This is a genomic window from Salmonella sp. SG203, from assembly GCF_013350575.1.
GTDB classification, from domain to species: Bacteria; Pseudomonadota; Gammaproteobacteria; order Enterobacterales; family Enterobacteriaceae; genus Salmonella; species Salmonella enterica.
This window is the reverse complement of record NZ_SNMT01000002.1, coordinates 418,703-431,023: the sequence shown is the minus strand read 5'-3', so window position 1 is coordinate 431,023 and position 12,321 is coordinate 418,703. Positions and strand designations below refer to the sequence as shown.

The 12,321-nt window shown below is 48.0% G+C and carries 12 protein-coding genes and 5 tRNA genes; 12 read left to right on the top strand and 5 right to left on the bottom strand.

Annotated features, from left to right (window positions below):
* The first annotated feature begins 62 nt into the window (after positions 1 to 62).
* The 10 genes from tolB to pnuC all read left to right on the top strand — a co-directional run bounded on the left by tolB (position 63) and on the right by pnuC (position 5,851).
* The gene (tolB, locus tag HV477_RS05205; RefSeq protein ID WP_001562341.1) at positions 63 to 1,355 is read left to right on the top strand and encodes a Tol-Pal system beta propeller repeat protein TolB; all 1,293 of its coding nucleotides are present in this window, start codon (positions 63 to 65) and stop codon (positions 1,353 to 1,355) included.
* A 34-nt stretch (positions 1,356 to 1,389) separates the two neighbouring features.
* Positions 1,390 to 1,914, top strand: a complete 525-nt coding sequence (pal, locus tag HV477_RS05200; protein WP_001176621.1) for a peptidoglycan-associated lipoprotein Pal — start codon at positions 1,390 to 1,392, stop codon at positions 1,912 to 1,914.
* 9 nt (positions 1,915 to 1,923) lie between these two features.
* Complete coding sequence (gene cpoB / locus HV477_RS05195) at positions 1,924 to 2,712, top strand: cell division protein CpoB (RefSeq protein WP_000097552.1); 789 nt, start codon at positions 1,924 to 1,926, stop codon at positions 2,710 to 2,712.
* Between the two features lie 164 nt (positions 2,713 to 2,876).
* A tRNA-Lys gene (locus HV477_RS05190) sits at positions 2,877 to 2,952 on the top strand.
* A gap of 136 nt (positions 2,953 to 3,088) precedes the next feature.
* A tRNA-Val gene (locus tag HV477_RS05185) sits at positions 3,089 to 3,164 on the top strand.
* Between the two features lie 3 nt (positions 3,165 to 3,167).
* A tRNA-Lys gene (locus HV477_RS05180) sits at positions 3,168 to 3,243 on the top strand.
* Between the two features lie 142 nt (positions 3,244 to 3,385).
* Positions 3,386 to 3,461: transfer RNA gene (locus HV477_RS05175), tRNA-Lys, on the top strand.
* 134 nt (positions 3,462 to 3,595) lie between these two features.
* Positions 3,596 to 3,671, top strand: a tRNA-Lys gene (locus tag HV477_RS05170).
* Between the two features lie 392 nt (positions 3,672 to 4,063).
* Positions 4,064 to 5,107 (top strand): quinolinate synthase NadA, encoded by a 1,044-nt coding sequence (gene nadA, locus HV477_RS05165; protein WP_024792426.1) that lies wholly within the window; start codon positions 4,064 to 4,066, stop codon positions 5,105 to 5,107.
* A gap of 24 nt (positions 5,108 to 5,131) precedes the next feature.
* Positions 5,132 to 5,851, top strand: a complete 720-nt coding sequence (gene pnuC, locus HV477_RS05160) for a nicotinamide riboside transporter PnuC (protein ID WP_000345361.1) — start codon at positions 5,132 to 5,134, stop codon at positions 5,849 to 5,851.
* Here pnuC and zitB read toward each other — a convergent pair.
* Entirely contained in the window at positions 5,848 to 6,786 is a 939-nt protein-coding gene (gene zitB, locus HV477_RS05155; protein WP_079899380.1) for a CDF family zinc transporter ZitB, read from the bottom strand. The two genes, pnuC and zitB, sit on opposite strands and share 4 nt — an antisense overlap.
* A 110-nt stretch (positions 6,787 to 6,896) precedes the next feature.
* A complete protein-coding gene (locus HV477_RS05150; protein WP_175064931.1) occupies positions 6,897 to 7,283 on the bottom strand; it encodes a YbgS-like family protein in 387 nt (128 codons plus the stop codon).
* 319 nt (positions 7,284 to 7,602) lie between these two features.
* Between HV477_RS05150 and aroG the strand changes: the two genes are divergently transcribed.
* Complete coding sequence (gene aroG, locus HV477_RS05145) at positions 7,603 to 8,655, top strand: 3-deoxy-7-phosphoheptulonate synthase AroG (protein ID WP_001109233.1); 1,053 nt, start codon at positions 7,603 to 7,605, stop codon at positions 8,653 to 8,655.
* 93 nt (positions 8,656 to 8,748) lie between these two features.
* On the opposite strand, the gene HV477_RS05140 is transcribed toward aroG, so the two are convergent.
* Together HV477_RS05140 and HV477_RS05135 are read right to left on the bottom strand one after the other, a co-directional pair.
* The gene (locus HV477_RS05140; protein ID WP_000970374.1) at positions 8,749 to 9,294 is read right to left on the bottom strand and encodes a FumA C-terminus/TtdB family hydratase beta subunit; all 546 of its coding nucleotides are present in this window, start codon (positions 9,292 to 9,294) and stop codon (positions 8,749 to 8,751) included.
* A gap of 14 nt (positions 9,295 to 9,308) precedes the next feature.
* Positions 9,309 to 10,154, bottom strand: coding sequence for a fumarate hydratase (locus tag HV477_RS05135; protein ID WP_000086831.1), 846 nt, complete (start codon positions 10,152 to 10,154; stop codon positions 9,309 to 9,311).
* Positions 10,155 to 10,283: 129 nt separating this feature from the next.
* Here HV477_RS05135 and HV477_RS05130 point away from each other — a divergent pair, with 129 nt between their 5' ends.
* Positions 10,284 to 11,174, top strand: a complete 891-nt coding sequence (locus tag HV477_RS05130) for a LysR family transcriptional regulator (protein WP_000405927.1) — start codon at positions 10,284 to 10,286, stop codon at positions 11,172 to 11,174.
* On the opposite strand, the gene HV477_RS05125 is transcribed toward HV477_RS05130, so the two are convergent.
* Complete coding sequence (locus HV477_RS05125; protein ID WP_000282119.1) at positions 11,175 to 12,158, bottom strand: LysR family transcriptional regulator; 984 nt, start codon at positions 12,156 to 12,158, stop codon at positions 11,175 to 11,177.
* Between the last annotated feature and the right edge of the window lie 163 nt (positions 12,159 to 12,321).

Genomic DNA, 12,321 nt, shown 5'->3' with positions numbered 1-12,321 from the left:
TTTGAGTTTGTTAACATTCTGCTAAATTATCGTGGGTCGCAGGCCCAGGTATGGGAGATATGATGAAGCAGGCATTACGAGTAGCATTTGGTTTTCTGATGCTGTGGGCGGCGGTGCTGCACGCAGAAGTCCGTATCGAGATCACCCAGGGGGTGGACTCGGCGCGACCGATTGGCGTTGTGCCTTTTAAATGGGCCGGGCCGGGCGCTGCGCCTGAAGATATCGGCGGCATCGTGGCGGCAGATTTACGCAACAGCGGTAAATTTAATCCGTTAGACCGGTCCCGACTGCCGCAGCAGCCAGCCACCGCTCAGGAAGTTCAGCCTACCGCATGGTCTGCGCTGGGTATTGATGCCGTCGTCGTTGGACAGGTCACGCCGAATCCGGACGGTTCCTACAATGTTGCTTATCAGCTGGTTGACACTGGCGGCGCGCCGGGTACCGTACTGGCGCAAAACTCTTATAAAGTGAACAAGCAGTGGCTGCGTTATGCAGGTCATACCGCTAGTGACGAAGTCTTTGAAAAACTGACGGGCATTAAGGGCGCGTTCCGTACTCGTATCGCCTATGTGGTACAGACTAATGGCGGTCAGTTCCCGTATGAACTGCGTGTGTCGGATTACGATGGTTACAATCAGTTTGTGGTGCACCGTTCTCCGCAGCCGTTGATGTCTCCGGCGTGGTCTCCGGACGGCTCAAAACTGGCTTACGTGACATTTGAAAGCGGTCGCTCCGCGCTGGTTATCCAGACGCTGGCAAACGGCGCAGTGCGTCAGGTTGCGTCCTTCCCGCGTCACAACGGCGCGCCGGCCTTCTCGCCGGATGGGACGAAACTGGCGTTCGCGTTATCGAAAACCGGAAGTCTGAACCTGTACGTTATGGATCTTGCTTCCGGCCAGATTCGTCAGATAACGGACGGCCGTAGCAACAATACGGAGCCGACCTGGTTCCCGGACAGCCAGACTCTGGCCTTTACTTCTGACCAGGCTGGACGTCCGCAAGTGTATAAAATGAACATTAACGGCGGTGCGGCGCAGCGTATTACCTGGGAAGGTTCGCAAAACCAGGATGCGGATGTCAGCAGCGACGGTAAATTTATGGTAATGGTAAGCTCAAATAACGGGCAGCAGCACATTGCCAAACAAGATCTGGTGACGGGTGGCGTACAGGTTCTGTCGTCAACGTTCCTGGATGAAACGCCAAGTCTGGCACCTAACGGCACGATGGTAATCTACAGCTCTTCTCAGGGGATGGGATCTGTGCTGAATTTGGTTTCTACAGATGGGCGTTTCAAAGCGCGTCTTCCGGCAACTGATGGTCAGGTGAAATCGCCTGCCTGGTCGCCGTATCTGTGATAATAATTAATTGATTACTAAAGGAATTAAAGAAATGCAACTGAACAAAGTGCTGAAGGGCCTGATGATTGCCCTGCCTGTTATGGCAATCGCGGCATGTTCTTCCAACAAGAACGCCAGCAATGACGGTAGCGAAGGCGGCATGCTGAACGGCGCCGGCACTGGTATGGACGCTAACGGCAACGGCAACATGTCATCTGAAGAGCAAGCGCGTCTGCAGATGCAGCAGCTGCAGCAGAACAACATCGTTTACTTCGATCTCGACAAGTACGATATCCGTTCTGATTTCGCGGCAATGCTGGATGCGCACGCTAACTTCCTGCGTAGCAACCCGTCTTACAAAGTCACCGTAGAAGGTCACGCGGACGAACGCGGTACTCCGGAGTACAACATATCCCTGGGCGAACGTCGTGCTAACGCCGTTAAAATGTACCTGCAGGGTAAAGGCGTTTCCGCTGACCAGATCTCCATCGTTTCTTACGGTAAAGAAAAACCTGCCGTACTGGGCCACGACGAAGCGGCTTACGCTAAGAACCGTCGCGCTGTACTGGTTTACTAAGAGAATTGCATGAGCAGTAACTTCAGACATCACCTGTTGAGTCTGTCGTTACTGGTTGGCATAGCGGCCCCCTGGGCCGCTTTTGCTCAGGCGCCAATCAGTAGTGTCGGCTCAGGCTCGGTCGAAGACCGCGTCACTCAACTTGAGCGTATCTCTAACGCTCACAGCCAGCTTTTAACCCAACTTCAGCAGCAGCTCTCCGATAATCAGTCCGATATCGATTCTTTGCGCGGCCAAATCCAGGAAAATCAGTATCAACTGAATCAGGTGATGGAGCGCCAGAAGCAAATTATGCTGCAGCTGGGGAGCTTAAATAATGGCGGCGCAGCGCAGCCAGCAGCTGGTGACCAGAGCGGGGCGGCAACCACTGCGACCCCCGCCCCGGATGCCGGTACGGCAACCTCAGGGGCGCCGGTACAAAGTGGCGATGCGAATACCGATTACAATGCGGCAATTGCGCTGGTGCAGGATAAGTCTCGCCAGGATGATGCGATTGTGGCGTTTCAGAACTTCATCAAGAAATACCCTGATTCTACTTATCAGCCGAACGCCAATTATTGGCTGGGCCAGTTGAATTACAACAAGGGTAAAAAAGATGACGCCGCCTATTATTTCGCCTCGGTAGTAAAAAACTATCCTAAGTCGCCGAAGGCTGCGGACGCGATGTACAAAGTTGGCGTTATCATGCAGGACAAAGGTGATACGGCAAAAGCGAAAGCGGTTTATCAGCAGGTGATTAACAAATATCCTGGCACTGATGGCGCGAAACAGGCGCAAAAGCGTCTTAACGCGATGTAATGCGTACCATGCGACCAGAAAACGCCTTTTTTCTGGTCGCGTCGTGCGATTCCTAAGCAGTTGAGCCCTCAGCGTCGAAATTTTTGTTGCGCTCAAATCTGAAATCAGTAATATATGCCGCCGTTGCCACGGGATATTAAACAACTCGAAAGCAACGTAAAAGTGGGTCGTTAGCTCAGTTGGTAGAGCAGTTGACTTTTAATCAATTGGTCGCAGGTTCGAATCCTGCACGACCCACCAATCGTTCGGTGGAAACGAGAATAAAGCGTGAAGGATAACGTTGCGTCAGCAACGGCCCGTAGGGCGAGGCGAAGCCGAGTCATCCTGCACAACCCACCACTAATTTCGGTTAGTCAGTAATGTCCAGCGTAGTATCGGGTGATTAGCTCAGCTGGGAGAGCACCTCCCTTACAAGGAGGGGGTCGGCGGTTCGATCCCGTCATCACCCACCACTCGGGTCGTTAGCTCAGTTGGTAGAGCAGTTGACTTTTAATCAATTGGTCGCAGGTTCGAATCCTGCACGACCCACCAATTTAACATCAAACTCAGATGTTGAACGTGAAGGATAACGTTGCGTCAGCAACGGCCCGTAGGGCGAGGCGAAGCCGAGTCATCCTGCACGACCCACCATCTTTAGATGGTTCGAGTAAAATCTTTCAGGCAGCACCCGTATGGGTCGTTAGCTCAGTTGGTAGAGCAGTTGACTTTTAATCAATTGGTCGCAGGTTCGAATCCTGCACGACCCACCAATATACAAGGTGGTAACTGGTAGAGAACGTGAAGGATAATGTTGCTTTAGCAACGGCCCGAAGGGCGAGGCGAAGCCGAGTCATCCTGCACGACCCACCATCCTGAATGATTGAAGCAGTAACCCTTATCCAAGGGGTCGTTAGCTCAGTTGGTAGAGCAGTTGACTTTTAATCAATTGGTCGCAGGTTCGAATCCTGCACGACCCACCAATTTAACATCAAACTCAGATGTTGAACGTGAAGGATAACGTTGCGTCAGCAACGGCCCGTAGGGCGAGGCGAAGCCGAGTCATCCTGCACGACCCACCAATGTAAAAAAGCGCCCTAAAGGCGCTTTTTTGCTATCTGCGATATGGAAGATTCGAACCTGCCGCAGGTTTGGGTCTTGCCTGATGCGCTGCGCTTATCAGGCCTACAGACGGCACCGCTCACGCAGGCCAGATAAAACGTTACGCCGCCATCAGACACGGGCCACGTAATTATTGTGACTTTCCTTATTGGATCGGCTATCTTGTTTAGCATATAAAACAAATTAACCGATTATGGCGTTTATTTCGCTTTCATTCGGTTATTTCGTTAAGTCAGAAAAACGAGAAGCCACGATGAGCGTAATGTTTGACCCACAAGCTGCAATCTATCCGTTTCCGCCGAAACCAACGCCGTTGAACGACGATGAAAAGCAATTTTATCGTGAGAAAATCAAGCGGTTGCTCAAAGAGCGCAATGCCGTCATGGTGGCGCACTACTACACCGATCCGGAAATTCAACAGTTGGCAGAAGAAACCGGCGGCTGTATTTCCGACTCACTGGAAATGGCCCGTTTCGGCGCGAAGCACGCCGCATCCACGCTGCTGGTAGCGGGCGTACGGTTTATGGGGGAAACCGCCAAAATCCTCAGCCCGGAAAAAACCATTCTTATGCCTACCCTGGCGGCGGAATGTTCGCTGGATTTAGGCTGCCCAATAGACGAATTTAGCGCTTTTTGTGATGCGCATCCTGAAAGAACCGTCGTGGTCTATGCTAACACCTCGGCTGCCGTTAAAGCGCGTGCGGACTGGGTTGTGACCTCCAGTATCGCCGTAGAATTGATTGAGCATCTGGATAGTTTGGGGGAAAAAATTATCTGGGCTCCGGACAGACACCTGGGGAATTACGTGCAAAAACAGACCGGGGCCGATGTACTGTGTTGGCAAGGGGCGTGTATCGTGCATGATGAGTTTAAAACCCAGGCGTTGACCCGTTTAAAAAAAATCTATCCCGATGCCGCTCTTCTGGTTCACCCTGAATCGCCGCAGTCCATTGTCGAGATGGCCGATGCGGTGGGCTCCACCAGTCAGCTTATTAAGGCGGCAAAAACGCTGCCGCACAGACAGCTTATCGTGGCGACCGATCGCGGCATCTTCTACAAAATGCAGCAGGCGGTGCCTGAAAAAGAGCTGCTTGAAGCGCCCACGGCTGGCGAGGGGGCGACCTGCCGTAGCTGCGCGCACTGTCCGTGGATGGCGATGAATGGCCTGAAAGCCATTGCTGAAGGGCTGGAGCAGGGAGGCGCGGCGCATGAAATACAGGTTGATGCGGCGCTACGCGAGGGCGCATTACTGCCCCTCAACCGGATGCTGGATTTTGCGGCTACACTTCGGGCGTAAAGACGGAAATCTTTGGGGGAGAGAATGGATTTTTTTAGTACGCACAACATACTGATTCATATTCCGATTGGCGCTGGCGGGTACGATCTCTCGTGGATCGAAGCGGTAGGAACCATCGCCGGCCTGCTCTGTATTTGGCTTGCCAGTCTGGAGAAGATCAGCAACTACTTTTTTGGACTGGTTAACGTTACCCTGTTTGCGATTATTTTCTTTCAGATCCAGCTTTATGCCAGCCTGTTGCTGCAACTCTTTTTCTTTGCCGCCAATATTTATGGCTGGTATGCGTGGTCGCGGCAAACAAAGGATAATGAGGCCGAGCTTAAAATCCGCTGGCTGCCGTTGCCAAAAGCAATGGCATGGCTGGCGATATGTGTGATAGCTATCGGTTTGATGACGCGATATATCGATCCCGTATTCGCCGTCCTGACGCGCGTGGCCGTCGCCATTATGCAGATGCTGGGGTTACAGGTGACAATGCCTGTACTGCAACCGGACGCTTTCCCGTTCTGGGACTCTTGCATGATGGTGCTGTCTATCGTGGCGATGATTTTGATGACACGCAAATATGTCGAAAACTGGCTCCTGTGGGTGATAATCAACGTAATCAGTGTGGTGATTTTTGCTTTGCAGGGCGTCTATGCGATGTCGCTGGAATATCTGATCCTGACATTTATCGCCGTGAACGGTAGTCGCCTGTGGATAAACAGCGCGCGGGAGCGAGGATCGCGCGCGCTTTCCCGTTAATGGTGATGAACATGCCCGGATGGCGTCTGATTCAGATGACAGTCCGGGCCGTGACACACTTGATATTCCATCTGAATCGTAGCGTGCGCAATATGGTATTCGTGCATCAGGAAATCCTGGATACGTTCCAGCAGCGCATCATGGTCGTGTGGCGGAATGACCTGAGCGTGCAATGTCATGACCGGTTTTTCGCCGACCATCCAGACATGCACATGGTGTACGTTACGGACTTCGGGGATTTCCCGGCTTAAATGGCGCTGTAAGGCATTAATATCCAGTGAAACCGGCGCGCCTTCCAGCAATTCGTTGACGCTATCTTTTAACAAACGCCAGGCGCTGCGTAACACCAGTACCGAAACCAGAATAGAGAGAATCGGGTCCGCTGGCTTCCAGCCCGTCCAGATAATGATCAGCGCGGCGACTATTGCGCCGACGGAACCCAGCAAATCGCCCATCACATGTAGCGCGGCAGCGCGCACGTTCAGGTTTTTTTCATCGCTTCCCCGATGGAGAATCCAGAACGCAAACAGGTTCGCCAGCAGACCCGCGATCGCAATCACCATCATCAGATTGCCCGCCACCGGACGTGGCGTGTAAAAGCGCTCTATCGCTTCCCAGACAATGAGAAGGGTAATGACCACCAACGCAATGGCATTCACAAAAGCCGCCAGTGTGGTGAGTCTTAGCCAGCCAAAAGTGTGGCGAACAGTCGGGGGACGACGGGAAAATTGAACCGCCAGCAGCGCAAAGAGAAGGGCCGCCGCGTCGGTGAGCATATGTCCCGCATCCGCCAACAACGCCAGAGAGCCGGAGAGTATCCCGCCCACCACCTCAAGGAGCATAAATCCGGCAGTGACGATAAAGGCGAAAAGCAGGCGACGAGCATTATTATCTTTCGGCAGGTGTGAATCGGCATGAGAGTGTGAGTGCGCCATAACGTCATTCCTTTGTTATTCTCATCAATACTGTAGACATCATACTGATTTTTCGCTGACAAAATAAAAAGGAGAGCGAAAGCTCTCCCGTTATCAGACTTTTTTCTGCATTACTGTGTGGTACCGTCGGTTTTGGTATTCACGTCATTATTGACGCCATTACCGGTTTCCACTTTTTTATTAATATCCGGGCAGCGACCGTCTTTACACATGGTATTTTTATGCTCTTCATCCTTGGTCATTCCGTCATGATTCATGGGTGAACCGTCTGGATGCTGCATCGTGCTGTTAGTATTGCCGTTGGTATTGATGTCGTTGTTATTCACATCATTCGGCGCTACATTCTGGCGGGCGTCCGGGGCAACCTGACCGGCATTTGCCGCCGAGTTCGCCTGGCCATTACTGGATTGCGCGTTAGATTCAGCAGCTAACGCTGCGCCGCTGGCAAGGCCGAGGGTAGCGGTGAGTAAAAGCGTAGTCAGTTTTGTCATTTTCATAAGATGCTCCTGTTATGGTGGATATGTCGGATAACCTCTTCCAACAGTGCACGTGTCAGTCAAATCCTCAAATAAGGGATAAAAAGCGTTCGCCGCCGCGGGTTAACGCAGCAGAGAATCTTGCAATAATTCATAAACAGAGTGGTTACAGTTAAAAAGTGTAGGTTAGATCCCATTTTTCGCTACATTTGTGCGTTTTTTTCCTGAATTCTAGGATTATTCCGTTCAAAGTGTAAAAGCCCGTTTACACTATTTAATTGAAGAGATAGATTGGAGGGATTGCATTCATTGGGATAAGTACGGCAACACTGGAATAAACATGAATTATCAGAACGACGATTTACGCATTAAAGAAATCAACGAGTTATTACCTCCGGTCGCGCTGCTGGAAAAGTTTCCCGCTACGGAAAATGCAGCGAATACCGTTGCTCACGCGCGCAAAGCCATCCATAAAATTCTCAAAGGCAATGACGATCGTCTGCTGGTTGTGATCGGTCCTTGTTCAATTCATGATCCGGCAGCGGCGAAAGAGTATGCCGCCCGTTTGCTGGCGCTACGCGATGAGCTTCAAGGCGAGCTTGAAATTGTCATGCGCGTCTATTTTGAGAAACCGCGTACTACCGTCGGCTGGAAAGGGCTGATTAACGATCCGCACATGGATAACAGCTTCCAGATTAACGACGGTCTGCGTATTGCGCGCAAACTGCTGCTGGATATTAACGACAGCGGCCTGCCTGCCGCCGGCGAATTCCTCGATATGATCACGCCGCAATATCTGGCCGATCTGATGAGCTGGGGCGCCATTGGCGCGCGGACTACTGAATCCCAGGTTCATCGCGAACTGGCGTCTGGCCTCTCTTGTCCGGTCGGTTTTAAAAATGGTACTGATGGCACGATTAAAGTCGCCATTGACGCCATCAACGCCGCCGGCGCGCCGCATTGCTTCCTCTCCGTCACTAAATGGGGTCATTCGGCGATTGTGAATACCAGCGGCAACGGCGACTGCCATATCATTCTGCGCGGCGGTAAAGCGCCAAACTATAGCGCGCAACATGTTGCTGAGGTGAAAGAAGGCCTCATCAAAGCGGGACTGACGCCGCAGGTCATGATCGATTTCAGCCATGCCAACTCCTGTAAGCAATTTCAAAAGCAGATGGAGGTTTGCGCCGATGTCTGTCAGCAGATAGCGGGCGGTGAAAAAGCGATTATTGGCGTGATGGTAGAGAGTCATCTGGTAGAAGGAAACCAGAGTCTGGAAAGCGGTCAGCCGCTGACCTACGGTAAAAGCATTACTGACGCCTGTATTGGCTGGGAAGATACCGATGCGCTGCTTCGTCAGTTGTCGGCAGCGGTAAAAGCCCGTCGCGGCTAAGTTTAGTTTCTATCCTGTGGTGAAGTGCAGGATAGAAAACATATCGGTCCGGTAACAGCCTACCGGACCGATATTGCCAATATTAATGTATTATTATTTGGCGTACTTGGGTACTTCCTGCTTCTGGAGAGTATTTCCTTCCGAATCAATTCCTACAATGACTCTATAGCGGTCAAAATATAACTTCTTAATGGATTCTGTTCCTAATTCTTCGTAGGCAACAATTTCTACTGATTTAACATGTTTTGTATTAATTGCAGACGCTCCTCCAATCCCGAGTAGCGAAACCCCACCGTATTTTTTACAAAGCTCAGCGACATAATCAGCACGATCGCCTTTGCCAAGAAACGCAGTTGCCCCTTGTTGAAACATCATTTCTACAAATGGGTCCATACGCGCGGCCGTTGTAGGACCGTTGGAGCCAATAGGTAAACCAGGTCTGGCAGGGCAGGGGCCAGCATAGTAAATCGTTTGGTTTTGAAAATCGACCGGTGATTTTTCTCCGTTACTAAGCGCTACTTCGATTTTTTTATGCGCGGCGTCACGGCAGGTGTAAGCAAATCCAGTGAGAAATAATATATCGCCGACCTTAAGAGTTTTCGCTTTCTCTTTAGTCAATGGTAATGTTAATTCCATCATAGCTTCTCCAGGTATTAAATGATTTCACTAGCGTGGCGGCTTGCATTACATTGGAAATTGATTGCGACTGGCAGTGCAGTGATATGGCAAGGATAGTAATCGACATGCACGCCTAACGCCGTAATACGCCCGCCCATACCTAAAGGGCCGATCCCTGTATTATTCACGGCCTCTAATAATTCAGCTTCGAGCTGGGCATAAAGTGGTTTAGCATTGAACTCACCAAGAGGGCGTAATAATGCTTTCTTAGCCATCCACGAACAGTGATCCATTGTACCGCCAACGCCGATACCAATAATATAAGGAGGGCATGGATTGCCTCCTACACGACGGACAGTTTCCAGAACAAAATCTTTTATACCATCAATACCATCGCCGGGAAGCAATGTTTTAAAAGTTCCCATATTTTCGCTACCGCCGCCCTTTGGCATAACGGTAATTGTCACTCGGTCACCATCAACAATTTCAGTATGTAAAATTGCAGGAGTATTATCATTAGTATTAATACGTTCTAATGGATCTGCAACCATGGATTTTCTTAAGTATCCATTTTCATAGCCCTGGCGAACACCCTGGTTCACCTGATCTTTAAGCGGCTTACCTTCCCAGCATACATGTTGTCCAATTTCCATTATAACGATACAAGTGCCGGTATCATGGCAGCATGCAAGTTGTTCTTTTTTTGCATACTCTCCATTATCAATTAATATCTTAATGGTTTCCTTGCCGATCTTTGACTCTTCTTTATCATATGCTTTACGAAAAGAACACATGAGATTATCATCCAGTTCATAACAAGCTTTTTTTACAAGTTTTTCGATAACCGGAATGATAATTTCTGTATTTAATATACGACTCATACTCCCTCCAGTGCTATGTTGCATTGTTTTATCCATTGATCACATTTTCATGATATTCGTATTCATTGTAGGAAGGAAATATGTTATTTTTATTAAATGATAAATTTTATTTATAGTAGTGGAAAATAGATGGAAATTAGACAATTAGAATATTTTGTAAGCGCTTCTTTGTTAGGTAACTTAACCAGAGTTGCTGAGCGGCATTTTGTTTCTCAACCTAATATCACCATTGCTATTAAGAAGTTAGAGACTGAATTAGGGGTGACATTATTTGATAGAAAGAAAAATAAACTTGTCCTTACTGAGGAGGGCATGTTTTTCTTACAAAAAATTGAACCTATCCTTATTGCGTTAAAAAATAGCGTAGCGGAAATGAAAGATTATCGTAATGAAAATGGTGGCATAGTAACTTTGGGGATCCCACCGATGATAAGTTTGTTTCTTTTTTCACCGCTCTTCAAGCATTTCCGAGAGATTTATCCAGAGATGGAACTCTCTCTTGTTGAAGAGGGGACTTTTGGTTTACATGATAAACTTTCTGCTGGAGAGCTGGATCTTGCTATTGTTATTATTAATGACTGTCCAAAAGAATTAGTTACGGTACCATTAATGACTCAGCAGCACGTGGTATGTATGTCAGATAAACATCCCCTGGCAAAAAAGGATAGTATCGATTGGGAAGATCTACAATATGAGCCATTGATACTAATGAAAAAAGATTCCTGGCATAGAAAAACGATTATTGAAGAATGTACAAAGCGAGGAATTCATACACATATTTTTCTATCATCAAACAGGGTTCAAACCAACATAGATCTGGTTGCTAAAAATGAAGGAATTTCTTTCATTTTGGACGCTGTCGATCTTAAAGCCGAAAAAGTAATAACCAAGGCCATGACTGAGCCGACTTATGTTACGATTGGTTTGGCCTGGAAGAAAGATAAATATTTATCATATGCAACCAGAGCGTTAATTAAATTCATTGAGGATTATATTAAAGAACATTTTACAATTAAATAATTATATTTGTTCTTCAACAAAAATTTCCCATAGCTCTTCGGCATCTGGAGGCATTCTCTTGGCTGGTCTATAAAGTCTTATTTCTATGGGTACCCATAAATTGCTTTCTTTTTCCGCTGCAGTAACAATAGTTTTAGCCTCTATATCTTGCCTGGCAAGGCTTTGAGGTATCCAGGCAACACCATCGCCAGATCTGACCATTGCCAATAGTGTTGCTGCCAGATCGGCCACAAAGGCAACATTTATATTATGGGTAATTCTGTTAATAGACGCTGTATTTGCTATTATTCTTCCCAGACCTGATTGTGATGAAAAAGAAAGGTAAGGGAATTGAATCTTATTATTTATATTCCACAACGGTTTTAACGTTTCTGAGTCTGGTTTACTGAATGGAATTAATGTATCAAACCCAAGACGAATGCTCATAAAGTTATTTTTATTTAAATTTAGATGCATATGTGGGTGATGGTGACACAGCAAAAATTGTGAATCTCCCTGCCGCATCATTTTTTCACACGCATTCAATGAGTCAGATAAAAGACGAAATGAACCAAATTTTGCAATTTTATCACTTTGCTTTAACAAGTGCGGTACAAAAGAGAAAGACAAAGCATGCGTTGCTGAAAAAACAAGACTAGGTTGTTTATTACCTGCGGCCTCAAGGGTATCACTTTTCAATGTGTACAAGGAGTGGATCAGTTCGGGAAGCTGGTCTGTAAATACTTCTCCGGCCTTGGTAAGGGTGACTCCCCGTTTACTTCTTTCAAAAAGGGGCGTACCCACCCATTCTTCGAGAGATTGTATCCGACGACTAAATGCGGGTTGAGTCACATATCTTGAGGCAGACGCTTTTGAGAAATTCAACGTTTCTTTTAGAGCCAGACAGTCTTCGAGCCATGTTAGTTCGAGGTGATGCCGATATTGCATAAGCTGCAACCTTATTAGCATTGGATGAGTTTCATTTATATAAGTAGCATTATACACAGACAGATTTTAAGAGGAAATTATTTGATTAAACAAAAACAAAAGCAGTAAGAATATGTTATGCCTTTGTCGGGTAAGTGTTGTTATTTATGTGAGTGTATTCTTTCTCAATAGAAATTAATTAGATGTAATTTTAGTATAACATGTGATTTATGCTTGTTGC